This window comes from Pseudomonas sp. IT-P4 (assembly GCF_949767755.1).
In the GTDB taxonomy this organism is placed as follows: Bacteria; Pseudomonadota; Gammaproteobacteria; order Pseudomonadales; family Pseudomonadaceae; genus Aquipseudomonas; species Aquipseudomonas monachiensis.
In genome coordinates, this window is sequence record NZ_CATKPX010000025.1 from 69,629 (window position 1) to 94,665 (window position 25,037).

Consider the following 25,037-nt stretch of genomic DNA (forward strand, 5'->3'; position numbering starts at 1 on the left):
GTCATGGCCCTGAGTCGGGCGGGACGGCTGGCGCCGGTGGTGGAAATGGCCGAAAAGACCGAGAAAACCGCGGTCCAGCGCCTGGGGCACTTTCAAGGGCAGGTTCGCCTGGCACAAAGCAAGCTCGCCGACCTCGAAGCCTTCCGTCTCGACTATCAGGAACAATGGATCGTGCGCGGCAGCGGCGGCGTCTCGGGCCAATGGTTACTGGGTTATCAGGGCTTTCTCGCGCAACTGGGCACGGCCATCGACCAGCAGCGGCAAAGCCTGGCCTGGCATCAGAACAACCTGAACAAGGCGCGGGAGACCTGGCAGCAGGCGTTTGCCCGGGTCGAAGGCTTGCGCAAATTGGTCGAACGCTATGCCGATGAGGCGCGACGGCTGGAGGACAAGCGCGAGCAGAAGCTGCTGGATGAGTTGTCCCAGCGCTTGCCGCGTCAGGATCCGTATTAGAAGATCGCAGCCTGCGGCAGCTCCTACAGGGGATTGCATTCTCATGTAGGAGCTGCCGCAGGCTGCGATCTTTTGATCTTGCTCCTATTCCCACCAAGTGCTAAACCTTCTACACGTACGTTCTCCAAAGACAAGGAAGCCATTGAATGCCAGTCGTTGCCGAAGTGTCCCCTGATGGGCAAAAGTTGACGATATCAGTCAAAGGACGATTCGATTTCGCCAAGCATCAGGAATTTCGTCAGTCCTACGAAGATAAACAGCTATCGGCGGTCGTGGTCGACCTGAAGGATGCCACCTACCTCGACAGCTCGGCCCTGGGCATGCTGCTTTTGCTGCGCGATCACGCCGGTGGCGACGACTCCGATGTGCGCGTCGTCAACAGCAGTACCGACGTGCGCAAAATCCTCGCCATCTCCAACTTCGACAAACTGTTCGACATCAGTTGATTGCCATGCAGCCACTGGAACCGCTGACAATCCTGATTGCCGAGGACAGCGCCGCCGATCGCCTGCTGCTGTCGAGCATCCTGCGCCGCCAGGGGCACGACGTGCTGACGGCGGCCAACGGCGCCGAAGCGGTCGAGGTGTTTGGCCAACAACAACCGCACATGGTGTTGATGGATGCAATGATGCCGGTCCTGGACGGCTTCGAGGCGGCCCGGCAGATCAAGGCCCTGGCCGGGGAAACCCTGGTGCCGATCATCTTCCTCACGTCGTTGTCCGAAAGCGAAGCCCTGGCCCGTTGCCTGGAAGTCGGCGGTGACGACTTTCTGGCCAAGCCCTACAACCAGGTGATTCTCGCTGCCAAGATCAAGGCGATGGATCGCTTGCGGCGCTTGCAGGACACCGTGCTGCAACAGCGTGACCAGATCGCCCGGCACCACGACTACCTGCTCAACGAACAGCGCGTGGCCAAGGCCGTTTTCGACAAGGTGGCGCACTCCGGCTGCCTGAATGCAGCGCCGAATATCCGTTATCTGCAATCGCCCTATGCGCTGTTCAACGGCGACCTGTTGCTGGCCGCGTTCACCCCGGCCGGAGACATGCACGTGCTGCTGGGCGACTTCACCGGCCACGGTCTGCCGGCGGCGGTGGGCGCCATGCCCCTGGCCGAAGTTTTCTACGGGATGACCGCCAAGGGCTACGGCCTGGCGGAAACCCTGCGCGAGATGAATGCCAAGCTCAAGCGCATCCTGCCGGTGGACATGTTCTGCTGTGCCACCTTGCTGTGCCTGAGTTTTCAGCGCCGTTCGGTGGAAGTCTGGAACGGCGGCATGCCCGACGGTTACCTGCATCGCGTTGCCAGTGGCGAGCGAACGCCTCTGCCGGCGCGGCACCTGCCTTTGGGGGTGCTGAGCCCGGACTCCTTCGACGAGCGAACCGACGTGTATCCCATGGCCATCGGGGACCGGGTATTTCTCCTGTCCGATGGCGTGATCGATACCTGCGACGCCAATGATCAGTTGTTTGGCGTGCAGCGATTGCAGTGGGTGTTTGCCGCCAATCGCCAGCCGGATGCACTGTTCGAAGAGATCGAGCAGGCGCTGCGTCATTTCGGCGGAGAAGCACGCGATGATGTCAGCATGGTAGAAATCAGCCTGCTGGAGAAGGCGCAGATCACGCCGCCGGCGTTGGTCTACTCCGACAGCGGCCAGTCCTGCCCGCTGGACTGGTCGGTGAGTTTCGAGTTTCGCGCCGCCACGCTCAAGCGTTTCAATCCGTTGCCCTATCTGTTGCAACTGTTGCTTGAGGTGCATGGTCTTCGGGCTCAGAGCGGTGCGCTCTACAGTGTGCTGGCGGAGCTCTATTCCAATGCGCTGGAGCATGGCGTGCTGGGGCTGGATTCGAGCCTCAAGCGCGATGCCTCGGGATTTGCGCGGTATTATCAAGAGCGTAATACCCGGCTGGACGAACTGCAGGATGGCTATGTACGGTTACATTTGCAGGTGACGCCAACGGACGACGGCGGTTGCCTGGCCATTCACATCGAAGACAGCGGCAAGGGTTTCGATGTCGAGCGGGTGATGGCAAGACCTTTGGAAGACGTCCGCCTGTCGGGGCGAGGGGTCAGTCTGATCCGCCAGTTGGGGCGTAATGCCCGCTGGAGCGACAATGGTCGAAGTGCACGCGTGGAGTTTATCTGGGAGGCTCTGGCATAATCCGCGCATTCTTGATCAAGGAGTGAGCAAGTGGACGACACACATGTGGATCGCGACGTGCTGAGTGCATTGCAGGAAGTGATGGAAGGGGGCTATCCGGATCTGCTGGATATCTTTCTTGCGGACTCCGAAGAGCGCCTGAAAGTCTTGAGAACAGCTGACAGTGCCGCACGGCTCGTAGAAACCGCCCATAGCTTCAAGGGCAGCAGCAGCAATATGGGCGCCTTCCGGCTGACAGAGCTCTGCCATCAACTTGAACAGCGGGCTAAAGATTTGCCATGGGCCGCCGTTCAGGAACTGGTCGGCGAAATCGACCGCGAATTCGCCGGTATCCGGCCGCTGTACGAAGCTGAACGACAGCGTTGCCCGGCGAAAATCTGAGCATCCGCTGCATTGGGTCTTCTTCAAGTGAAACTGGCTCGACCTTTGCAGTCAACTCATCCAACTGTACTTACGAGCCCCGTGCAGCGGAGACCGTTTCATGCCCGTTACCCCCGATATTCTGCTTCCGGCCTCCAGGCAAGCCAAGACTCAGGCTGGCTCCGCCAATCCTGCGGCGCTGACCGCTGAGCCCGGGGGCAAGGCCGCAAGCTTCGCTCATGTCTATGCCAGCCAGGCCCAGGGCAAGCCCAATGCATTGGCGGATGCTCCGGTCAAGCCGGGTCGCGACACAACCTGCGATGTTGCCGGAAAAAAAGACGCCAATGACGACAAGTCTGCCGTCGAGGAACCGGTGGTTGCCGGTGGCGGCAAATCCTTGCCTGCCGACCATTCGGCGCAGACTGACGACAAGACCGCCGGCGATGATGCGTCAGATGCCGCCCCGGCTCCTGTCGTCGATGCCGCACCGCTCGATCCGGCGCTTGATCCTTCATTGCAATCCGTCGTACAGGCACCGGTGGCCTTCGCCGTGGTCGACGCTGTGCAACCTGTCGTTGACGCGCCGGTAGCCGCCACTGCTACGGCTACGGCGGCTCCAGTGCTGGCCACTGCCGACGGTGATTTCGATCCCTCGACCGATCCCCTAGACGCCTTGCCGGCGGTGCGCCTGGCGATGGAGCAGGGTGGTCACGTATCGGCCTCCAGCCAGGCGCAGCCCAAGGCTGCACCGACACAGGCGCAAGCCCAGGCTGACGTTGAGCAGACGTCGGCGCAAAACTTTGCCGCCGGCATGGCGACCATGCTGGATGTTCAGGGCGACAAGAGCAGCACCGGCCAGGGCGACGACAAGGCTTTCAGCGGCTTGATCGATGACGGCCTGAAGGATCTCAAGTCCGCCAGCAGCGACACCCGTGTCGATGATTTCGCCAACCGTCTGGCAGCGCTGACCCAGGCCGCCACACCGAAGACCGCCAATGCCTTGCCGGTGAACCAGCCGATCGCCATGCACCAGAGCGGCTGGACCGAAGAGGTGGTGAACCGGGTCATGTACCTGTCCAGCGCCAATCTCAAGGCGGCGGACATCCAGTTGCAGCCCGCTGAACTCGGACGTCTGGACATCCGGGTGAACATGGTTCCCGATCAACAGACCCAGGTCACCTTCATGAGTGCGCATCCGGGAGTGCGTGAGGCGCTGGATGGCCAGGTCCATCGCTTGCGCGACATGTTCGCGCAGCAGGGCATGGGCCAGGTCGATGTCAACGTTTCGGACCAGTCCCGTGGTTCGCAGCAAGGGCAGGAACAGGCCGGGCAAAGCCAGAGCGGACGAACCAGTGCCAGCGGCGGTCGCCTCGACTCGATGGATGACGACATCACCCCGAGCGTCGCTGAAGTAGCGGCCAATACCACCAGCGTGATCGGCTCCAGCGCGGTCGATTACTACGCCTGATCAGGCCATACACCAAACCCTGTGGGAGCGGGCTTGCTCGCGAATGCGGTCAGTCATTCAAAATCTCTGTCGACTGACACTGCCCCTTCGCGAGCAAGCCCGCTCCCACAGTGGTTTTGCGCCGTCTTCAAATTGTGCCCAGTCCACCCATCCCCCCTCCCAGCCGTTCTGGCATAACACTTGCTCTTGCCTTGCCGTGCGACTGTGAAAACCCGAATAGTGACGGATTATTGGCATGGCGAAGAGCGACGCAGCAGTAGTAAAAGACCCCGTAACCAAAGGCAAACTCAAGCTGATCATCGTGATCGTGGTGGCCCTGCTGCTGGCGATCGGTTTGTCCGTGGGGGCGACCTGGTACTTCATGCACAGCGCCCAGAGCAAGCCTGCCGCCGCAGTGGAGCAGGCTCCCGCCGGCAAGCAGCCAGCGATTTTCGAATCGATGGCGCCGGCTTTCGTGGCCAACTTCAACCAGAACGGTCGCCAGCGCTACATGCAAGTGAGCATCACCATGCTCGGTCGTAACCAGGCGGATCTGGATGCGCTCAAGGTCCACATGCCGGTGATCCGCAATAACCTGGTGATGCTGTTCTCCGGGCAGGACTTCGCGACCCTAGCTTCGCCGGTCGGCCAGGAAATGCTGCGACAGAAAGCCACCGCCAGTGTCCAGGAAGTGGCGCAGAAAGAGCTCGGCAAAGTGGTGATCGAACAGTTGCTTTTCACTAATTTCGTACTGCAGTAGGAACACGACATGGCCGTGCAGGACCTGCTGTCCCAGGATGAGATCGACGCGCTGTTGCATGGCGTCGACGATGGTCTGGTACAGACCGAAAACGCTGCCGAACCCGGCGCCGTCAAAAGCTATGACCTGACCAGCCAGGATCGCATCGTCCGTGGACGCATGCCGACCCTGGAAATGATCAACGAGCGTTTCGCCCGCTATACCCGCATCAGCATGTTCAATATGCTGCGGCGCTCGGCGGACGTGGCGGTCGGCGGCGTGCAGGTGATGAAGTTCGGCGAATACGTGCACTCGCTGTACGTGCCGACCAGTCTCAACCTGGTCAAGATCAAACCCCTGCGCGGCACTGCGTTGTTCATCCTCGACGCCAAACTGGTGTTCAAGCTGGTGGACAACTTCTTCGGTGGCGACGGCCGGCACGCCAAGATCGAAGGGCGTGAGTTCACGCCGACCGAACTGCGCGTGGTACGCATGGTGCTGGAACAGGCGTTCGTCGACTTGAAGGAAGCCTGGCAGGCGATCATGGAAGTCAACTTCGAGTACATCAACTCGGAAGTGAACCCGGCCATGGCCAACATCGTCGGCCCGAGCGAAGCCATTGTGGTGTCGACCTTCCACATCGAACTCGATGGCGGTGGCGGCGACCTGCACGTGACCATGCCGTACTCGATGATCGAACCGGTGCGCGAAATGCTCGATGCCGGCTTCCAGTCGGACCTCGACGACCAGGACGAGCGCTGGGTCAACGCCCTGCGCCAGGACGTGCTGGACGTCGACGTGCCGATCGGTGCGACGGTGGCTCGTCGTCAGTTGCGCCTGCGCGACATCCTGCACATGCAGCCGGGGGATGTGATCCCGGTCGACATGCCGGAAGAAATGATCATGCGCGCCAACGGCGTGCCGGCCTTCAAGGTCAAGATGGGCTCGCACAAGGGCAACCTGGCGTTGCAAGTGATCGAGCCGATCGAGCGCCGTTGACCGGCGCTTGTACCCGTTTGCGACTAACCGAATTCTGATTTTTTGCTCGCCGAGGACACAGACAAATGAACACGCAAGACGACCAGGCCCTGGCCGATGAGTGGGCAGCAGCCCTGGAAGAAACCGGTGATGCCGGGCAGGCCGATATCGACGCCCTGCTGGCCGCCGACTCCGGCAATTCCGCATCCGGCCGCCTGCCAATGGAAGAGTTCGGCAGCGTGCCGAAAAACAACGAGCCGGTCACTCTCGACGGCCCGAACCTGGATGTGATCCTCGATATCCCGGTGTCGATTTCCATGGAAGTGGGCAGCACCGACATCAACATCCGTAACCTGCTTCAACTGAACCAGGGGTCGGTGATCGAGCTTGATCGCCTGGCCGGCGAGCCGCTGGACGTACTGGTCAATGGCACGCTCATCGCCCACGGCGAAGTGGTGGTGGTCAACGAGAAGTTCGGCATCCGCCTGACGGACGTGATCAGCCCAAGCGAACGCATCAAGAAGCTGCGCTGAGTGAAAAAGGTTCTCGGGTTTGTATTGGCGATGCCGTTCAGCGTGCTGGCGGCCGAACCTGTCGCAACGGCGACCACGGCCGCTGCGCCGGCGGTGAGCAGCGGTGTGGCCGGCCAGTTGACGCAGTTGGTGTTCGGCTTGCTGCTGGTGCTGGGGTTGATCTTCTTCCTTGCCTGGTTGCTGCGTCGGGTCCAGCAGGCCGGCCCGGCCGGCAAGGGGCAGGTCATCGAGATTGTCGGCTCCCGCGCGCTGGGGCCTCGCGATCGCCTGATGCTGGTGCAGGTCGGCAACGAGCAGATCCTGTTGGGCCTGAGCCCCGGCAACATCACTGCGCTGCACGTCCTCAAGGAGCCGGTGCAAGTGCCGAGCACCGAGAAGCCGACGCCGGAATTTGCCCAGCGCCTGTTGGAAATGCTGGGTAAAGATCACAAGGATAAGAAGTAATGGGTGCGCTGCGCATCGTCTTGACGCTGACCCTGATGCTGGCCGCGCCGCTGGCATTCGCCGCCGATCCGCTGTCGATCCCGGCAATCACCCTGGGCACCAATGCGCAGGGTGCGCAGGAATACTCGGTCAGCCTGCAAATCCTGCTGATCATGACCGCGCTGAGTTTTATCCCGGCGTTTGTCATGCTGATGACCAGTTTCACCCGGATCATCATTGTCTTCTCGATCCTGCGCCAGGCCCTGGGCCTGCAGCAGACACCGTCGAACCAGATCCTCACCGGCATGGCGCTGTTCCTGACCCTGTTCATCATGGCGCCGGTGTTCGACCGGGTGAATCAGGATGCCCTGCAGCCGTACCTGGCGGAAAAGCTGACGGCCCAGGATGCGGTCGCCAAGGCGCAGGTGCCGATCAAGAACTTCATGCTCGCCCAGACTCGCACCAGCGATCTGGAGCTGTTCATGCGCCTGTCCAAGCGCACTGACATCGCGACGCCGGATCAGGCGCCGTTGACCATCCTGGTGCCCGCTTTCGTGACCTCCGAGCTGAAAACGGCATTCCAGATCGGCTTCATGATCTTCATCCCGTTCCTGATCATCGACCTGGTCGTGGCCAGTGTGTTGATGGCCATGGGGATGATGATGCTGTCGCCGCTGATCATTTCCCTGCCGTTCAAGATCATGTTGTTCGTGCTGGTCGATGGCTGGGCGTTGATCATCGGCACGCTGGCCAGCAGCTTCGGTGGTGTCTCGCCATGACCCCGGAAGTAGCGGTCGATATCTTCCGGGAAGCGCTGTGGCTGACCACCATGATGGTGGCGGTGCTGGTGATTCCGAGTCTGCTGATCGGCCTGCTGGTGGCGATGTTCCAGGCCGCCACCCAGATCAACGAACAGACCCTGAGCTTCCTGCCGCGCCTGCTGGTGATGCTGGTGACGCTGATCGTGGCTGGCCCGTGGCTGGTGCAGACTTTCATGGATTACATCCTGCAGCTGTACGGCAGTATTCCTCAGGTCATCGGCTAAACCATGTCACTGCTAGCGCTGACCGATACCCAGATCAGCACCTGGGTGGCGACATTCATGTTGCCGCTGTTTCGCGTCGGCTCCTTGCTGATGGTCATGCCGGTGTTCGGCACAACCCTGCTGCCTCGGCGCATCCGTCTGTATTTCGCGCTGGCCATTACCGTGGTCATCGTGCCGGGCCTGCCGCCGATGCCGCCGGTCAACCCTCTGGATTTAAGCGGGCTGTTGCTGATTGCCGAGCAGATTCTCATCGGTGCCGTGATGGGGTTTTCCTTGCAGCTGTTCTTCCAGGCATTTGTGGTTGCCGGGCAAATCGTCGCCATCCAGATGGGCATGGGCTTCGCCTCCATGATCGACCCGGCCAACGGCGTATCGACGGCGGTGATCGGGCAGTTTTTCACGATGCTGGTGACGCTGCTGTTCCTGTCCATGAACGGTCATCTGGTGGTGTTCGAGATCCTCACCGAGAGTTTCACCACGTTGCCGGTGGGAGGTGGCCTGATGGTCAATCACTACTGGGAGCTGGCCGGCAAGCTCGGCTGGGTGCTCGGTGCGGCGTTATTGCTGGTGCTGCCGGCGATCACCGCGTTGCTGGTGGTCAACATCGCGTTTGGCGTCATGACCCGGGCGGCGCCGCAACTCAATATTTTCTCTGTCGGCTTCCCGCTGATCCTGGTACTTGGGCTGTTCATTGTCTGGGTCGGTCTGGCGGACATTCTCAACCAGTATCAACCGCTGGCCACCGAGGCCTTGCAGTTGTTACGTGAAATGGCGCGGGCGAGCTGAGCCATGGCCGAGAGCGAAAGCGGTCAGGACAAAACAGAAGACCCCACGGAGAAGCGCAAACAGGACTCCCGTGAAAAGGGTGAGATAGCGCGGTCCAAGGAACTCAACACCCTGGCGATCATGCTGGTCGGTGCCTCGGCGCTGCTGATTTTTGGCGGCGCCATGGCGCAGGACATGATGGAGCTGATGCGCATCAACTTCTCGCTGCCGCGGGAAGTAATCCTGGATCAGCGCTCCATGGCCACCTATCTGATGCGCTCGGGGCAAATTGCCCTGTGGTCGATCCAGCCGGTGATGATCACCTTGGTACTGGCCGCCATCATCGGTCCGATTTCCCTGGGGGGCTGGCTGTTCGCGGCGAGTTCCATGGCGCCCAAGTTCAGCCGCTTGAACCCCGGCCCCGGCCTCAAACGCATGTTCTCCACCAAGTCGCTGGTCGAACTGCTCAAGGCCCTGGCCAAGTTCATCATCATCCTGTTCGTGGCGCTGGCGGTACTGTCGTCGGACATCGACGACCTGCTGCGCATCGCCCATGAGCCCCTGGACATGGCGATCATTCACAGCCTGCAAGTCGTGGGCTGGAGCACCCTGTGGATGGCGTGCGGGCTGATCCTGATCGCGGTGGTGGACGTGCCGGTGCAGCTCTGGGAGAGCCACAAGAAACTGCTGATGACCAAGCAGGAAGTGCGTGACGAGCACAAGGACCAGGAGGGGCGGCCGGAGGTCAAGCAGCGGATTCGACAGCTGCAACGCGAGATGTCCCAGCGACGGATGATGGCCGCCATTCCCGAGGCCGACGTGGTCATCACCAACCCGACCCACTACGCGGTGGCCCTCAAATACGACCCGGAAAAGGGTAATGCGCCGGTGTTGCTGGCCAAGGGTAGCGACTTCCTGGCCCTGAAGATCCGCGAGATCGCGGCGGCCAATGAGATTTTGCTGCTGGAATCGCCGGCGCTGGCGCGGTCGATTTACTACTCCACCGAGCTTGAGCAGGAGATTCCGGGTGGGTTGTATCTGGCGGTTGCGCAGGTGTTGGCTTACGTTTATCAGATTCGACAGTACCGGGCGGGCAAGGGCAAGCGCCCGGATCCGCTCAAGGATGATCTGCCGATTCCCCCAGATCTTCGCCGCGATTCCTGACAGTCCAAGCCAGCCAGCACACACAAAACCTGTGGGAACGAGCGTGCTCGCGAAGAGGCCATCCCAGCCAATAGAGATGTCGACTGACACACCGCCTTCGCGAGCAGGCTCGCTCCCACATGAATTGTGCCTGACTTGAATCCTTAACTAGCCCTGCGGATCGATGTTTTCCAGTGCGCGATTCACCGCCAACTCGTCAAGCATGATCATCTGCGAAATCGCCAGCATCGTATTGCGCTGAGAACCTTTCAGGCAGTCAGCAAAGTCATCGGCCACGACCCTGGCCGACGCCAGCGATTCGCAGGCATGCGCCAACAGCCTTTCTGTATCGATACCGGGCGCAATGACGAACATCGTGCTGGGTTTTCGCACGGTGGCGTTTATACGGGCGGTCAGGTTGATGTACTCATCGAGGGCGCGGTCGGCGGCTTCGTGGAGTTTTTGTGGATCGATTGAGGTGTCTGGGGAAGCGTCTTCGGTTCCCGGCGGGTTGGGCGTTACTTTGAACATAGATGGAGCTCCATATGTATTGGAAGAACCATCACCTTCGCTACCAAACGAAGGTGGCGGCCATACGCAGGTTGGTAGACCGGCCCACATGGAAAACCGGCGCGCCCGAGGGCGCCCTGCGCACAGCCACCATGAAAACAAGTGCCGATTAGGCACTTGGACAAGGTGACGCTGTGCGCCATGTGTGAGCGGCGGGCTACCAAACCCGATCACTGTTTTTCAGCGACCGTCAAACGATAGAGTCCGACCCTCAGGCGCACAAGTCGGCGGATTCTGATGCAGTCGTAGGCTGCGACGCAAGCGTGTGTAGGCTCTGTAAGTGTCTGGAGATGTTGATTAAAAACAGACGTTTAAAATCAAAAGATCGCAGCCTTCGGCAGCTCCTGCACATATCGAAATAATTTTTAGGGAGCTGCCGAAGGTCGCGATTTTTTGATATTGAAGAGACCCTTTTAAGGTTGTTACAAAGAATTCCACTCGTCTCTGATTATTTTTGCTTTGGTTGGGTGAACTCCCATTAATTCACCGTTAATACCTCTGTTGTGTGCGATATTAGCGGCCTCTACAAAAGCGATTCCTCTCGTTAAGCCTTGTGCGTTCATAAGTTGAGTTTGGATGTCTGCTGCGGCGTTATATATGTTGTAACTATCTATTTTTAGGTCTGTTTGTTGGTGTGTGAGCTTCCTAGGAAGCTGTTGAAGATCTGTTGCTGAAGTTTTTGAGTAGCTTAGTTCCTGTAGGCTTGGATTCTGTTTGTAGCTTTTGCCAGGTGCATCACCTATTCGCACGTATACTCTGCTGCCATTACCGACCACGTGTCGTGTCTGGGTTGGTGCTCCAAGGTAATTGATCGTTTTCGTGAGTTCTGTCCAGCGACCGTCGGACATAACTGTGTTTTCAGTTTTTACAATGTTATGTGAAAAAACCGTCTCTGGGCCGCTCATGTAGCCAAGTTTAACTCTCTTAAGTCCCCTGTTCTGTGCGCTTGTTTGCCATTTTTTAATGGCGGCCAATATTTTTGTTGAAAAAGACCCATTTGGATCACTCCTGTTTATCGGATCTCCCAAACAATATGCATATGAGTTCAATCCACCTTTCCTGAACGGGCTTAAACTATCTGGGCTATTAAACCTCATCAAAACCGGATTGAAGGCTCGATACCCATTACCCAACAAATAACACCCGGTCACCGGTTCAGGCCGCTCACCATTGAAGCCCAGCAGACTGCTCAAACCACTTTCAGCACGGCGATGGCCATATGGGGTGTAAGCGATAGCTTGTCTTTGAATGTCAGTGTTGAGCAGATTCAGTACCGAGCGCTGCTGATCGCTGGCCAGCAGCGTGGTGTCGAGCACATCACTCTGGCGTCGATGTTGCGCCAGTAGCAGGTCCTCGTGCTGGACAATGGAGTACCTGATTGCCCCCTGTATTTCCGTGGCCAGGCGGCTTTTGCAGTAAAAACGCTGGTGAGCGGGTGCATCCGGTTGAAGCTGACTGATCAGGCGATCCAGGGGGTCGTAGCTGTAGCGGCAACGCAGGATGGGTTGTATGGATTCCATGGAAGTCGCTCCAGATTCTCAAAGGGAGGGCGATTGAGTATCGGTCGATCAGCCGCAGGTGGGTACTAGCAGAACTGATAGGTTCGGCAATCTTTGCGAAGGGTGAGCAGTCCGGAGCGCCGCAATCCCTGTGGGAGCGAGCTTGCTCGCGATAGCGGTGGGTCAGCCACCAGGTATGTTTGTTGTGCCGACGTCATCGCGAGCAAGCTCGCTCCCACAGGGTTCTCCATTGTTTTGAAATCTAGCCTTTTTTTGAAACTCCCGAGGCCGACGTGGTCATCACCAACCCGACCCACTACGCGGTGGCCCTCAAGTACGACCCGGAAAAGGGTAATGCGCCGGTATTGCTGGCCAAGGGCAGTGACTTCCTGGCCCTGAAGATTCGCGAGATCGCGGCGGCCAACGAGATTTTGCTGCTGGAATCGCCGGCGCTGGCGCGGTCGATCTATTGCTCCACCGAGCTTGAGCAGGAAATTCCGGGTGGGCTCTACCTGGCGGTTGCACAGGTGTTGGCTTACGTTTATCAGATTCGACAGTACCGGGCGGGCAAGGGCAAGCGACCTGATCCGCTTAAGGATGATTTGCCGATTCCGCCGGATTTGCGGCGGAATAATTAACCATCGGGCAATTCCTGGTTGCTCTTGTTGTCGTGCGACTTGGCGTGCGAAATGTATGTCTGGATTTCGGGTTCATGCTTGTTGAGATTACAAGTCTTTGTAGTTTTGACGTGCATGCTGTCGAATATATTCTGCTCTTTTGATAATCGTTTCGCCTGCACTTTGACTCATTATGTCTTTGTATTCCTGGGATGCGGGGCTGTTGGATTGATGGTGAAAGAAGGATATGGAATCATCAAAAAAATCGGTGCGTAGCACTTCTTGGCCTGCATTGTTGGTTGTTGTTATGGGGGTGCTGGGAGAGGGGATGCCAGAGTCGTCGAATGAAATTCCTTCTTTTTGATGACGGAAATATCGTTTGCTGGCTTCCGACTTGGATGTGTGGAGTGTTAAAGGATTTATATCGCCAGATATTTTTCCATTTTGCTCTAGTGTGGTGCTTTCTTTTAATAGCGTTATTGTCTTCTGAATTTCAATTTCTTTAAGTTTTTCAGCTTTGATTTGGGTTTTAAGTTTCATTTTTGGGTGTTGGTGGCCTGGTATTTTCGACATTGTGTTTTTTGTTTTTTTAGATATTGCGTTGAATACATGGTGCCAGGCCGTTTTCTTAAAAAATTGTACGAACGGAGTGTGTCCTAGCGGGTCGCTCAGGTTAACGGGGTCTCCCCAGCAATATGCATATGAGTTCAATCCTCCGCTACCAAAAGGACTCAAACTATCCGGACTATTAAATCTCATCAACACCGGATTAAACCCCCGATACCCATTCCCCAATAAATAATGCCCAGTCACTGGGTCCGGTCGTTCGCCGTTAAAGCCCATAAGACTCGTCAACCCGCTTTCGGCCTGGCGATGTCCGTAAGGCGAGTAGGCGATGGGGTGTTGCTGTTGATCGGCTGTGAGGGTGTGCAGCACCGAGCGTTGCAGGTCAGTCGCCAGCAGCGTGCTTTCAACGGCACCGCCCTGGTTTTTGCATTGCGCCAGCAGGAGGTCGTTATTCTGAAAGACACTGAATCCGATCGCCCCCTGTATTTCGGTGGCCAAACGGCTTTTGCAGTAAAAACGCTGGTGAGCGGGTGCATCCGGTTGAAGTTGGCTGATCAGCCGATCAAGCGGGTCATAGCTGTAGCGGCAACGCAGGATGGGTTGTGTGGATTCCATGGAGGTCGCTCCAGATTCTCAAAGGGAGGGCGATTGAGTATCGGTCGATCAGTCGCAGGTGGGTACTAGCAGAACTGATAGGTTCGGCAGTCTTTGCGAAGGGTGAGCAGTCCGGAGCGCCGCAATTCCTGTGGGAGCGAGCTTTCTCGCGATAGCGGTGGGTCAGCCACCAAGTATGTTTGTTGTGCCGACGTCATCGCGAGCAAGCTCGCTCCCACGGGGATTTCCGTTGTTTTGAAATTTAGCCTTTTCCTGAAGCTGTACTGGATGCCCCACACCCTCAATGCCCCTTCCCGGCAAAAGTTGGAAAGCTTCTTGCAGTAGCCGCTCTGCGCCTGCTTCAGGCGTCAAAAGTTTGCTTTAAAGGAACGGGGAAAACCGGTGGATCGCTCTCAGTTAATCAACAGTGCCCGCACAAACGTTGCCGACCTCAGTCGGGGCAATCTGGGCGTGCCGCTGTTGTTGCTGGTCATGCTGGCGATGATGATGTTGCCGGTGCCGCCGTTCCTGCTGGACGTGTTCTTCACCTTCAACATAGCCCTGTCCATCGTCGTGCTGCTGGTGTGCGTCTACGCCTTGCGGCCGCTGGATTTCGCGGTGTTTCCGACCATTCTGCTGGTGGCGACACTGTTGCGCCTGGCGTTGAACGTGGCCTCCACGCGGGTGGTGATGCTCCACGGTCAGGACGGCCATGCCGCCGCCGGTAAGGTGATCCAGGCCTTTGGTGAGGTGGTGATCGGCGGTAACTACGTGGTCGGTATCGTGGTCTTCGCGATCCTGATGATCATCAACTTCGTCGTGGTGACCAAGGGTGCCGGGCGGATTTCCGAGGTGAGCGCGCGTTTCACCCTCGATGCGATGCCCGGCAAACAAATGGCGATCGATGCCGACCTCAATGCCGGTTTGATCGACCAGAACCAGGCCAAGCTGCGTCGGATGGAAGTGGCCCAGGAAGCCGAGTTCTACGGTTCCATGGACGGTGCCAGCAAATTTGTCCGTGGTGACGCCATCGCCGGCCTGTTGATCCTGTTCATCAACCTGATCGGCGGCATGGCGGTCGGTATCTTCCAGCACGGCATGACCTTCGGCGACGCCGGCAAGGTGTATGCGCTGCTGACCATTGGTGACGGTTTGGTGGCGCAATTGCCATCACTGTTGTTATCGACAGCAGCGGCGATCATGGTGACCCGTGCTTCCGGTTCGGAAGACATGGGCAAGCAAATCAATCGCCAGATGTTCGCCTCGCCCAAGGCGCTGGCGGTGGCAGCGGGCTTGATGGCGGTCATGGGCCTGGTGCCCGGCATGCCGCATTTCTCGTTCCTGAGCATGGCGGCGCTGGCGGCCGGTGGCGCTTACCTGTTCTGGAAAAAGCAGAACGTCGCCAAGGTGCAGGCCCTGCAAGAGGTCAAGCGCCAGCAGGAGTTGCTGCCGTCGCCGGCCCGCGCCCAGGAAACCAAGGAGCTTGGCTGGGATGACGTGACGCCGATCGATATGATCGGCCTGGAGGTGGGTTATCGCCTGATTCCGTTGGTGGACCGCAACCAGGGCGGCCAGTTGCTGGCGCGAATCAAGGGCGTACGCAAGAAACTGTCCCAGGATCTGGGCTTCCTGATGCCCACGGTGCATATCCGCGACAACCTCGACCTGGCCCCAAGTGCCTATCGCCTGACCCTCATGGGGGTGATCCTGGCCGAAGCGGAGATTTACCCGGATCGCGAACTGGCGATCAACCCGGGGCAGGTCTACGGCACGCTCAACGGCATTACCGCCAAAGATCCGGCTTTCGGCCTGGAGGCGGTCTGGATCGAAATCAGCCAGCGCGCCCAGGCGCAATCCCTCGGTTATACGGTGGTCGATGCCAGTACAGTAGTGGCTACCCACTTGAACCAGATACTCTACAAGCATTCCAGTGAACTGATCGGTCACGAAGAAGTGCAGCAACTCATGCAATTGTTGGCCAAAAGCTCGCCGAAGCTGGCCGAGGAGCTGGTGCCGGGCGTGGTTTCGCTGTCGCAGCTGCTCAAGGTGCTGCAAGCGCTGCTGGCCGAACAAGTGCCGGTGCGCGACATCCGCAGCATTGCCGAGGCGATCGCCAACAATGCCGCCAAGAGTCAAGATACCGCCGCGCTGGTGGCTGCCGTGCGGGTTGGCGTATCCCGCGCAATCGTCCAAAGCATTGTAGGCACTGAGTCGGAGCTGCCAGTCATCACGCTGGAGCCCAGGTTGGAACAAATATTGCTCAATAGTCTGCAGAAGGCAGGACAAGGTTCGGAAGAGGGCGTTCTGCTGGAGCCAAGCATGGCTGAGAAGCTGCAACGTTCGTTGATTGACGCGGCGCAGCGTCAGGAGATGCAAGGTCAGCCGGTGATTCTGCTGGTGGCCGGTCCGGTTCGCGCGATGCTCTCGCGATTTGGCCGGCTCGCAGTCCCGGGTTTGCATGTGTTGGCTTACCAGGAAATCCCTGACAACAAGCAAGTGACCATCGTTGCGACAGTAGGGCCCAACGGCTGAGGTAGTGGTTTATGCAAGTTAAGCGTTTTTTCGCCGCCGATATGCGTCAGGCCATGAAGCTGGTTCGCGATGAGCTGGGCGCTGATGCGGCCATTATTGGCAACCGCCGGATCGCCGGGGGTGTCGAGCTGACGGCTGCGCTGGATTACAAGCTGTCGGCGCTGGCGCCGCGGGTTCCGAACATGGAACTCGAAGACGAGCTGCGCAAGACTCAGTCGCGGATCGTCACCGCCCAGGCCGAATTGAGTCTGCGTGGCGATGGTGAGAGCGACAATGCGACCAATCGCCAATTGTTCGCCGGCTTGCCGTTGACCGCCGCCGAGCCGCTGATCGAACCGACCTACGCCGAACCTCGTCGTCCTGTACCGGCCGCTGCGCCAGCGTCCGCTGGCGTGGACCCGCGGGCGTTCGACTCGATGCGTTTCGAACTCAACAGCCTGCGCGAACTCATGGAAGTACAACTCGGCTCCCTGGCCTGGAATCAGCTGCAAGGCAGCCGTCCGGACCAGGCCAACCTCTGGCGTCGCCTGCAACGCATCGGCCTGTCCGGCCCGCTGTCGCGTGACCTTTTGGCGATGATCACCGAAATCGAAGAACCCCGTCAGGCCTGGCGCATGTTGCTCGCGCACCTGGCGCGCATGATCGTTACCCCGGAAGTCGAGCCGCTGGAAGAGGGCGGTGTGATTGCCATGGTCGGCCCTGCCGGCATGGGCAAGACCACCACCCTGGCCAAGCTGGCTGCCCGTTACGTGCTCAAGTACGGCGCGCAGAACATCGCGCTGGTGAGCATGGACAGCTTCCGCATCGGTGCCCAGGAGCAGCTCAAGACCCTGGGGCGCATTCTCAATGTGTCGGTGACCCACGTCGATCCGGGCCAGTCCCTGGTGCAGGCGCTGGAGCCATTGCTGCGCAAGCGCGTGGTGCTCATCGATACCGCGGGCCTTCAGGCCAGTGATCCGGCCCTGCGCATGCAGCTCGAAAGCCTGGCCGGTCGCGGCATCCGCTCGAAAAATTATCTGGTCCTGGCAACCACCAGCCAGAAACAGGTTCTAACGGCCGCTTATCACAGTTACAAGCGTTGTGGGCTCGCAGGCTGCATCCTGACTAAACTGGATGAAACGGCAAGTCTGGGCGAGGTGTTGAGCCTTGCCATCAGTCATGAACTGCCGGTGGCTTACCTGACCGATGGCCCGCGGATCCCGGATGATTTGCATCTGCCGCGTCGTCACCAGTTGGTCAGCCGCGCCGTGAGCGTACAAATGCAGGAAGAACCCAGCGAAGAAGCCATGGCTGACATGTTCGCTGACATCTACCACAGTCCGACCAAGCAGGTTGGCTGAGGTAAAAATGAACAGTTTTTGTACCTACATCGATGGTCTGCCATGCATTGTTCCGTTTGTGAACGCGCAGCCAGTAATGTGGCCTCCGTCTATGCAAGACAAGGTAAAGAAATAACATGGGCAGCATGCATCCCGTACAGGTGATCGCGGTGACCGGCGGCAAAGGTGGCGTCGGGAAAACTAATGTGTCAGTGAACTTGTCCCTGGCTTTGGCCGAGCTTGGCCGGCGCGTCATGCTGTTGGACGCCGACCTTGGACTGGCGAACGTCGACGTTCTGCTGGGCCTGACACCCAAACGTACCCTGGCCGACGTGATCGAAGGCCGCTGCGAACTGCGCGATGTACTGCTGCAGGGACCCGGCGGCATCCGTATCGTTCCGGCCGCATCCGGTACTCAGAGCATGGTGCATCTGAGCCCCGCGCAACACGCCGGCCTGATCCAGGCCTTCAGTGATATTGGCGACAACCTCGACGTACTGGTGATCGACACCGCTGCGGGCATTGGTGACTCGGTAGTCAGTTTCGTCCGCGCAGCCCAGGAAGTGCTGCTGGTGGTGTGCGACGAGCCGACCTCGATCACCGATGCCTACGCCTTGATCAAGTTGCTGAACCGCGATTACGGCATGAACCGCTTCCGCGTCCTGGCCAACATGGCCCAGAGCCCGCAGGAAGGACGCAACCTGTTCGCCAAGTTGACCAAGGTCACGGATCGCTTCCTCGACGTCGCCCTACAATACGTCGGTGCGGTGCCTTACGACGAAAGCGTGCGCAAGGCCGTGCAGAAGCAGCGCGCCGTCTACGAGGCCTTCCCGCGTTCCAAGTGCTCGCTGGCGTTCAAGGCCATCGCGCAGAAGGTCGATACCTGGCCGTTGCCGGCCAACCCGCGCGGGCACCTGGAGTTTTTCGTCGAGCGGCTCGTGCAGCAGACAGCAGGACCTGTTCTATGACAGCCAGCGGCTACAACCTCTATAAGAAGTCGGCACGCGATGCGCAGTACGAGCTGATCGAGCGTTACGCGCCGCTGGTTAAACGCATTGCCTACCACTTGCTGGCGCGTTTGCCGGCCAGTGTCCAGGTCGAAGACCTGATCCAGGCCGGGATGATCGGCCTGCTTGAAGTGTCGACCAAATATGACGCCAGCAAAGGCGCCAGTTTCGAGACGTACGCGGGCATTCGAATCCGCGGCGCCATGCTCGATGAAGTGCGCAAGGGGGACTGGGCGCCACGTTCGGTTCACCGCAATACGCGCATGGTCAGCGATGCCATTCGCTCGATTGAAGCGAAAACCGGCCGTGACGCTAAAGATCACGAAGTTGCGGCCGAACTCCAATTGAGTCTCGACGATTACTACGGGATTTTGAACGACACCCTGGGCAGCCGGCTGTTCAGTTTCGACGATCTGTTGCAGGACGGCGAACACGAAGGGCTGCACGAGGATGGCGCGAGTGCTCATCTCGAGCCGTCACGCGACCTGGAGGATGAACGCTTCCAGGTGGCGCTGGCGGATGCGATTGCCAATTTGCCGGAGCGTGAGCGACTGGTGTTGGCGCTGTACTACGACGAAGAGTTGAACCTCAAGGAAATCGGTGAGGTCCTGGGGGTCAGCGAATCGCGGGTCAGCCAGTTACACAGCCAGTGCGCGGCCCGTTTGCGGGGGCGTTTGGGGGAGTGGCGAGCGCGCTGAAGGCAGTGTGGGGACACTGCGAACGAGGCTGGTGTGGTGTTGAACTGCGCCGGTCGCGATCTGTTGTGCTCCAGACAGTCATTGAGTGCTTTGCCGGATTGATTGAAATGGCGCGTCCAGGTGCTGGGCGCGTTTAAGACTGCTTGGAGGTCGAATTGGACAAGAACATGAAAATCCTCATCGTTGATGACTTCTCAACGATGCGGCGGATCATCAAGAACCTGCTGCGTGACCTTGGGTTCACCAACACCGTCGAGGCCGACGATGGCACTACCGCCATTCCGGTGCTCAACAGCGGAAGCATCGACTTTCTGGTAACGGACTGGAACATGCCTGGCATGACCGGTATCGATCTGCTGCGTCACGTGCGTGCCGATGAAAAGCTCAAGCACCTGCCGGTGCTGATGGTGACCGCTGAAGCCAAGCGCGAGCAGATCATCGAAGCGGCCCAGGCCGGCGTTAACGGCTATGTGGTCAAGCCCTTCACGGCCCAGGCGTTGAAAGAAAAAATCGAGAAGATTTTCGAACGCATCGGTTGATGAGTGCGCCACGGGGGAGCTATGGGCAATAACGAAACTTCATTGGGCGATTTTGAATCGACCCTGAAAAAACACGCCGTCGAATTGGTCGAGAGCCTTGAGAAAGGCAAGTTCGGCGACGCGGTGCAATTGATCCATGAGCTCAACCAGACCCGTGACCGCGGCCTGTATCAGGAAGTGGGCAAGCTCACTCGCGAGCTGCATAGCGCGATCGTCAATTTCCAGATTGACCCGCACATGCCGCAAGCCGAAGAAGTGTCGCAGATCACCGACGCCACCGAGCGCCTGGGGTATGTGGTCAAGCTGACCGAGGCGGCGGCCAACCGCACCATGGATCTGGTGGAAAATGCCACGCCGCTGGTCAATGGCCTGGCCGATGAAGCCAAGGTGTTGAGCGCGGACTGGGGGCGCTTCATGCGTCGCGAAGTCGGCGCCGAAGAGTTTCGTGAACTGGCCCGGCGGGTCGACGGCTTCCTGACGCGCAGCGGCACGGACAATCGCGCGGTGTCGGGCAACCTCAACGACATCCTGCTCGCCCAGGATTACCAGGACCTCACAGGCCAGGTGATCAAGCGTGTGACCCAGTTGGTCACCGAAGTCGAAAGCAACCTGCTCAAGCTCGTGCTGATGGCCAGCCAGGTGGACCGCTTTGCGGGCATCGAACATGACCGTGAAGCGATGCTTGCTGAAAAAGATCCACAAAAACATCTCTCTCAGGGTGAAGGTCCGCAGATTCATGCCGATAAAAGAGAAGACGTTGTGTCCGGTCAGGACGATGTGGACGATTTGTTATCCAGCCTGGGATTTTAGAGTTTTAGAATTTTAGGTTTTTTGGGTTTTTAGACCTGTAGGAGCACCCCCTTAATGAGCTTCGGCGCCGATGAAGAGATCCTTCAGGATTTCCTGGTTGAGGCCGGCGAGATTCTAGAGCAACTGTCCGAGCAACTGGTCGAGCTGGAAAGCCGTCCGGATGATGCGGATCTGCTCAATGCAATTTTTCGCGGTTTTCACACTGTAAAAGGGGGCGCCGGCTTCCTCCAGCTCAACGAACTGGTGGAGTGCTGCCACATCGCCGAGAACGTGTTCGACATCCTGCGCAAGGGTGAGCGTCGCGTCGACTCGGAACTGATGGACGTGGTTCTCGAAGCCCTGGACGCGGTGAACAGCATGTTCAGCGAAGTCCGCGAACGCAGCCCGATCACGGCCGCGACACCGCAACTGCTCGCGGCGCTGGCCCGGCTGGCCGAGCCGCAATCGGCTGACGAAGTGGCGCCTGCGCCCGTCGCCGAGGTGATTGAAGAACCGGTGGCCGAATCCGGTTCCGACGACATCACCGACACCGAATTCGAACAACTGCTGGACTCGCTGAACGCCGTCAAGGCCCAGGCCGAGGCCCCGACGGTTGCTCCAGCGCCCGCCGGCAATGCCGCTGGCAGCGACGAAATCACCGATGCCGAGTTCGAGTCGTTGCTCGATCAACTGCACGGTAAAGGCCAGTTCGCCGTTGACGCGGTTGTCCCGGCGACCGCTGCGCCAGAAGTGCCGAAAGCGGCTGGCGACAGTTCCGATATTACTGACGACGAATTCGAAGCACTGCTCGACCAGCTGCACGGCAAGGGTAACTTTGCTGTCGAGGCTTTGGAGTCGGCCATTGCTTCGGTGCCTGCACCTGCGGCACCAAGCGCGGTGGCGGCCGGCAGCGATCTGATTTCCGATCACGAGTTCGAAGCGCTGCTCGACGAATTGCACGGCAAAGGCAAGTTCACTGAAGTGGGCGCAACGGCTGGAACGGCAACCGGCGCCAACGCCTCGGTTGTGGCACCTGCCGCCAAGGCAGCCGCGCCGAAACCCGTGGTCAGGGCTCCTGAGCCAAAAGCCGAAACACCGGCCCCTGTGGCCGCCGCCGCACCGGCTGCTGCCCGCGCCCCGGCCGCGCCTGCTGCGGAAAAACCGGCGAGCGAAGCCGAGACCACCGTGCGTGTCGATACCGCGCGTCTCGACGAGATCATGAACATGGTCGGCGAGTTGGTGCTGGTGCGTAACCGCCTGGTCCGCCTGGGTCTCAACAGCGGCGACGAAGCCATGTCCAAGGCCGTGTCGAACCTCGACGTGGTCACCGCCGACCTGCAAACCGCGGTCATGAAGACCCGGATGCAACCGATCAAGAAAGTCTTCGGACGCTTCCCGCGCCTGGTCCGCGACCTGGCTCGCCAGCTCAAGAAAGAGATCAACCTGGAACTGGTCGGTGAAGAAACCGACCTCGACAAGAACCTCGTCGAGGCCCTGGCCGATCCGTTGGTCCACTTGGTGCGCAACGCAGTTGACCACGGCATCGAATCTCCGGAAGAGCGCGAAGCCTCGGGCAAGGCCCGTGGCGGCAAGGTCATCCTGGCGGCCGAGCAGGAGGGCGATCACATCCTGCTGTCGATCTCCGATGACGGCAAAGGCATGGACCCGAATGTCCTGCGCTCCATCGCGGTTAAACGCGGTGTGATGGACAAGGATGCCGCCGATCGCCTGAGCGACACCGAATGCTACAACCTGATCTTCGCCCCGGGTTTCTCGACCAAGACCGAGATCTCCGACGTGTCGGGTCGCGGCGTGGGCATGGACGTGGTGAAAACCAAGATTTCCCAGCTCAACGGCTCGATCAACATCTACTCGGCCAAGGGCCAGGGTTCGAAGATCGTCATCAAGGTGCCGCTGACCCTGGCGATCATGCCGACGCTGATGGTGATGCTCGGCAACCAGGCGTTCGCGTTCCCGCTGGTGAACGTCAACGAGATCTTCCACCTCGACCTGTCGACCACCAACGTCGTGGACGGCCAGGAAGTGGTGATCGTGCGGGACAAGGCGCTGCCATTGTTCTATCTCAAACGCTGGCTGGTCAGCTCCGCCGCTCACGAAGAGCAGCGCGAGGGCCATGTGGTGATCCTTTCGGTGGGCACGCAGCGGATCGGCTTTGTCGTCGATCAACTGGTGGGCCAGGAAGAAGTGGTCATCAAGCCATTGGGCAAAATGCTCCAGGGAACTCCGGGCATGTCCGGCGCCACCATCACCGGTGACGGCCGCATCGCGCTGATTCTCGATGTTCCGAGCATGCTCAAGCGTTACGCCACACGGCGTATTTGATTCTGGTGGAGCGGGGCGCCTGGCCTCGCTCCATCTAATGGAGTGTTTATGGCAGTCAAAGTCCTGGTGGTGGACGATTCGGGGTTTTTCCGCCGCCGCGTCTCGGAAATTCTTTCAGCGGATTCCAATATCCAGGTCGTCGGCACGGCGACCAACGGCAAAGAGGCGATTGATCAGGCGCTGGCCCTCAAGCCCGACGTGATCACCATGGACTACGAGATGCCGATGATGGACGGCATCACTGCCGTGCGGCACATCATGCAACGCTGCCCGACCCCGGTCCTGATGTTCTCCTCGCTGACCCACGAAGGCGCCCGGGTCACCCTCGATGCGCTGGATGCCGGCGCGGTGGACTTCCTGCCGAAGAATTTCGAAGACATCTCGCGCAACCCCGAGAAGGTCAAGCAGCTGCTGTGCGAAAAGATCCTGAGCATCTCGCGCAGCAATCGTCGCGTCAGCACTTACAGCGCTCCGGCGCCTGTGGCCGCACCCGCTCCAACACCCGCGTCTTCCAGTATCGGCAGTTACGGCAGCAGCGCGCCCGTGCGTCCGGCGCCAGCACCGATCCCTGCGCGGACCCATGGGGCCACGGCGTCGTCGCCCGTGCCGAAACGCAAAGCCTACAAACTGGTGGCCATCGGTACGTCCACTGGCGGCCCGGTCGCGCTGCAGCGGGTCTTGACCCAATTGCCGGCCAACTTCCCGGCCCCGATCGTGCTGGTCCAACACATGCCGGCCGCCTTCACCAAGGCCTTCGCCGAGCGCCTGGACAAGCTCTGCCGCATCAGCGTCAAGGAAGCCGAGGATGGCGATATCCTGCGTCCGGGCCTGGCGCTACTGGCGCCGGGTGGCAAGCAGATGATGATCGACGGCCGTGGCGCGGTGAAAATCCTCCCGGGTGACGAACGTCTCAACTACAAGCCGTGCGTGGACATCACCTTCGGTTCGGCAGCCAGGACCTACGGTGACAAAGTTCTGGCGGTGGTCCTGACCGGCATGGGCGCCGACGGCCGCGAAGGCGCGCGCCTGCTCAAGCAGGGCGGCAGTTCGATCTGGGCGCAGGACGAAGCCAGTTGCGTGATCTACGGCATGCCGATGGCCATCGTCAAAGCTGAACTCGCCGACGCGGTGTACAGCCTCGACGACATTGGCAAGCACCTGGTCGAGGCCTGTATCTGATGGATGTTCTAAGCCTGATTGGCATCATCATGGCCTTTGTCGCCATCATCGGCGGCAACTACCTTGAAGGCGGTCACCTCGGCGCCCTGGCCAACGGTCCGGCAGCGCTGATCGTGCTCGGCGGCACCATTGGCGCCGCGCTGCTGCAATCGCCGATGAGCGCCTTCAAGCGCGCCATGCAGATCCTCGCCTGGATCCTGTTCCCGCCCCGTGTCGACCTGGCCGGTGGCATCGACCGCGTGGTGAACTGGAGCCTGACCGCCCGCAAGGAAGGCCTGCTGGGCCTCGAAGGCATTGCTGACGCCGAGCCCGACAACTACGCACGCAAAGGTCTGCAACTGCTGGTTGACGGCGCCGAGCCGGAAGCGATCCGCAGCATTCTGGAAGTGGATTTCTACACCCAGGAAAGCCGCGACATCGAAGCGGCCAAAGTCTTCGAAAGCATGGGCGGTTACGCGCCGACCATCGGCATCATCGGTGCGGTGATGGGCCTGATTCATGTCATGGGCAACCTCGCTGATCCATCGCAACTGGGCAGCGGTATTGCCGTGGCGTTCGTCGCCACCATCTACGGCGTGGCCAGTGCCAACCTGGTGCTGCTGCCGATCGCCGCCAAACTCAAATCCATTGCGCTGCGCCAGTCGCGTTATCGCGAAATGCTGCTGGAAGGGCTCCTGTCGATCGCCGAAGGTGAAAACCCACGCTCCATTGAGTTGAAGCTTCAGGGCTTCATGGATTAA

Annotated in this window: 25 protein-coding genes and 1 pseudogene; 23 read left to right on the plus strand and 3 right to left on the minus strand. The window is 59.5% G+C overall.

Going from position 1 to position 25,037, the window contains the following annotated elements; all coding sequences use genetic code 11:
* The first annotated feature begins 3 nt into the window (after positions 1–3).
* The 13 genes from fliJ (at position 4) to flhB (ending at position 10,065) form a co-directional block, all read left to right on the plus strand.
* Positions 4–453, plus strand: coding sequence for a flagellar export protein FliJ (gene fliJ, locus ACM6IT_RS10155; RefSeq protein ID WP_414917917.1), 450 nt, complete (start codon positions 4–6; stop codon positions 451–453).
* Positions 454–599: 146 nt separating this feature from the next.
* Positions 600–899 carry an STAS domain-containing protein gene (locus ACM6IT_RS10160; protein ID WP_414917918.1) on the plus strand — a complete coding sequence of 100 codons (300 nt, stop codon included), beginning with the start codon at positions 600–602 and terminating at the stop codon, positions 897–899.
* A gap of 5 nt (positions 900–904) precedes the next feature.
* On the plus strand, positions 905–2,611 hold the full coding sequence (locus ACM6IT_RS10165; protein ID WP_056721581.1) for a fused response regulator/phosphatase: 1,707 nt from the start codon (positions 905–907) through the stop codon (positions 2,609–2,611).
* A gap of 30 nt (positions 2,612–2,641) precedes the next feature.
* Positions 2,642–2,992, plus strand: a complete 351-nt coding sequence (locus ACM6IT_RS10170) for an Hpt domain-containing protein (RefSeq protein ID WP_056721582.1) — start codon at positions 2,642–2,644, stop codon at positions 2,990–2,992.
* 100 nt (positions 2,993–3,092) lie between these two features.
* On the plus strand, positions 3,093–4,439 hold the full coding sequence (locus tag ACM6IT_RS10175) for a flagellar hook-length control protein FliK (protein WP_414917919.1): 1,347 nt from the start codon (positions 3,093–3,095) through the stop codon (positions 4,437–4,439).
* A gap of 235 nt (positions 4,440–4,674) precedes the next feature.
* Positions 4,675–5,178, plus strand: a complete 504-nt coding sequence (fliL, locus tag ACM6IT_RS10180; protein ID WP_414917920.1) for a flagellar basal body-associated protein FliL — start codon at positions 4,675–4,677, stop codon at positions 5,176–5,178.
* A 9-nt stretch (positions 5,179–5,187) separates the two neighbouring features.
* Entirely contained in the window at positions 5,188–6,156 is a 969-nt protein-coding gene (fliM, locus tag ACM6IT_RS10185; RefSeq protein ID WP_008052878.1) for a flagellar motor switch protein FliM, read from the plus strand.
* Positions 6,157–6,221: 65 nt separating this feature from the next.
* Complete coding sequence (gene fliN, locus ACM6IT_RS10190) at positions 6,222–6,668, plus strand: flagellar motor switch protein FliN (protein ID WP_056721589.1); 447 nt, start codon at positions 6,222–6,224, stop codon at positions 6,666–6,668.
* 30 nt (positions 6,669–6,698) lie between these two features.
* Complete coding sequence (fliO, locus tag ACM6IT_RS10195; protein ID WP_409078514.1) at positions 6,699–7,112, plus strand: flagellar biosynthetic protein FliO; 414 nt, start codon at positions 6,699–6,701, stop codon at positions 7,110–7,112.
* Entirely contained in the window at positions 7,112–7,870 is a 759-nt protein-coding gene (fliP, locus tag ACM6IT_RS10200) for a flagellar type III secretion system pore protein FliP (RefSeq protein WP_008052881.1), read from the plus strand. Before fliO ends, fliP begins: the two co-directional genes overlap by 1 nt.
* Positions 7,867–8,136: a flagellar biosynthesis protein FliQ gene (fliQ, locus tag ACM6IT_RS10205; protein WP_056721593.1), complete on the plus strand. Its 270-nt coding sequence runs from the start codon at positions 7,867–7,869 to the stop codon at positions 8,134–8,136. Before fliP ends, fliQ begins: the two co-directional genes overlap by 4 nt.
* A 3-nt stretch (positions 8,137–8,139) precedes the next feature.
* Positions 8,140–8,922: a flagellar biosynthetic protein FliR gene (fliR, locus tag ACM6IT_RS10210; protein WP_056721595.1), complete on the plus strand. Its 783-nt coding sequence runs from the start codon at positions 8,140–8,142 to the stop codon at positions 8,920–8,922.
* Between the two features lie 3 nt (positions 8,923–8,925).
* Positions 8,926–10,065 carry a flagellar biosynthesis protein FlhB gene (gene flhB, locus ACM6IT_RS10215; protein ID WP_056721597.1) on the plus strand — a complete coding sequence of 380 codons (1,140 nt, stop codon included), beginning with the start codon at positions 8,926–8,928 and terminating at the stop codon, positions 10,063–10,065.
* Positions 10,066–10,212: 147 nt separating this feature from the next.
* On the opposite strand, the gene ACM6IT_RS10220 is transcribed toward flhB, so the two are convergent.
* On the minus strand, positions 10,213–10,575 hold the full coding sequence (locus tag ACM6IT_RS10220; protein WP_414917921.1) for a DUF6124 family protein: 363 nt from the start codon (positions 10,573–10,575) through the stop codon (positions 10,213–10,215).
* Between the two features lie 461 nt (positions 10,576–11,036).
* Positions 11,037–12,134, minus strand: a complete 1,098-nt coding sequence (locus ACM6IT_RS10225; RefSeq protein WP_414917922.1) for an RHS repeat-associated core domain-containing protein — start codon at positions 12,132–12,134, stop codon at positions 11,037–11,039.
* A gap of 260 nt (positions 12,135–12,394) precedes the next feature.
* On the opposite strand from ACM6IT_RS10225, the pseudogene ACM6IT_RS10230 reads away from it, so the two are divergent.
* Positions 12,395–12,751: pseudogene (locus ACM6IT_RS10230) on the plus strand (EscU/YscU/HrcU family type III secretion system export apparatus switch protein); the annotation flags it as partial.
* An 87-nt stretch (positions 12,752–12,838) separates the two neighbouring features.
* Here the strand turns inward: ACM6IT_RS10230 and ACM6IT_RS10235 are convergent.
* On the minus strand, positions 12,839–13,912 hold the full coding sequence (locus ACM6IT_RS10235) for an RHS repeat-associated core domain-containing protein (protein ID WP_414917923.1): 1,074 nt from the start codon (positions 13,910–13,912) through the stop codon (positions 12,839–12,841).
* A gap of 381 nt (positions 13,913–14,293) precedes the next feature.
* On the opposite strand from ACM6IT_RS10235, the gene flhA reads away from it, so the two are divergent.
* From flhA to ACM6IT_RS10280, 9 genes are all read left to right on the plus strand, one after another.
* A complete protein-coding gene (gene flhA / locus ACM6IT_RS10240; protein ID WP_414913101.1) occupies positions 14,294–16,423 on the plus strand; it encodes a flagellar biosynthesis protein FlhA in 2,130 nt (709 codons plus the stop codon).
* Positions 16,424–16,434: 11 nt separating this feature from the next.
* Positions 16,435–17,763 (plus strand): flagellar biosynthesis protein FlhF, encoded by a 1,329-nt coding sequence (gene flhF / locus ACM6IT_RS10245; RefSeq protein ID WP_414917924.1) that lies wholly within the window; start codon positions 16,435–16,437, stop codon positions 17,761–17,763.
* A gap of 116 nt (positions 17,764–17,879) precedes the next feature.
* Positions 17,880–18,710: a flagellar synthesis regulator FleN gene (fleN, locus tag ACM6IT_RS10250; protein WP_008001746.1), complete on the plus strand. Its 831-nt coding sequence runs from the start codon at positions 17,880–17,882 to the stop codon at positions 18,708–18,710.
* Positions 18,707–19,447: an RNA polymerase sigma factor FliA gene (fliA, locus tag ACM6IT_RS10255; RefSeq protein ID WP_414917925.1), complete on the plus strand. Its 741-nt coding sequence runs from the start codon at positions 18,707–18,709 to the stop codon at positions 19,445–19,447. Before fleN ends, fliA begins: the two co-directional genes overlap by 4 nt.
* Before the next feature lie 167 nt (positions 19,448–19,614).
* A complete protein-coding gene (locus ACM6IT_RS10260; RefSeq protein ID WP_003183998.1) occupies positions 19,615–19,986 on the plus strand; it encodes a chemotaxis response regulator CheY in 372 nt (123 codons plus the stop codon).
* Between the two features lie 21 nt (positions 19,987–20,007).
* Positions 20,008–20,796, plus strand: coding sequence for a protein phosphatase CheZ (locus ACM6IT_RS10265; protein ID WP_056721603.1), 789 nt, complete (start codon positions 20,008–20,010; stop codon positions 20,794–20,796).
* A 54-nt stretch (positions 20,797–20,850) separates the two neighbouring features.
* Positions 20,851–23,118: a chemotaxis protein CheA gene (locus ACM6IT_RS10270; protein ID WP_414913102.1), complete on the plus strand. Its 2,268-nt coding sequence runs from the start codon at positions 20,851–20,853 to the stop codon at positions 23,116–23,118.
* Between the two features lie 48 nt (positions 23,119–23,166).
* Complete coding sequence (locus ACM6IT_RS10275) at positions 23,167–24,297, plus strand: protein-glutamate methylesterase/protein-glutamine glutaminase (RefSeq protein ID WP_414917926.1); 1,131 nt, start codon at positions 23,167–23,169, stop codon at positions 24,295–24,297.
* Entirely contained in the window at positions 24,297–25,037 is a 741-nt protein-coding gene (locus tag ACM6IT_RS10280; RefSeq protein ID WP_057715870.1) for a flagellar motor protein, read from the plus strand. Before ACM6IT_RS10275 ends, ACM6IT_RS10280 begins: the two co-directional genes overlap by 1 nt.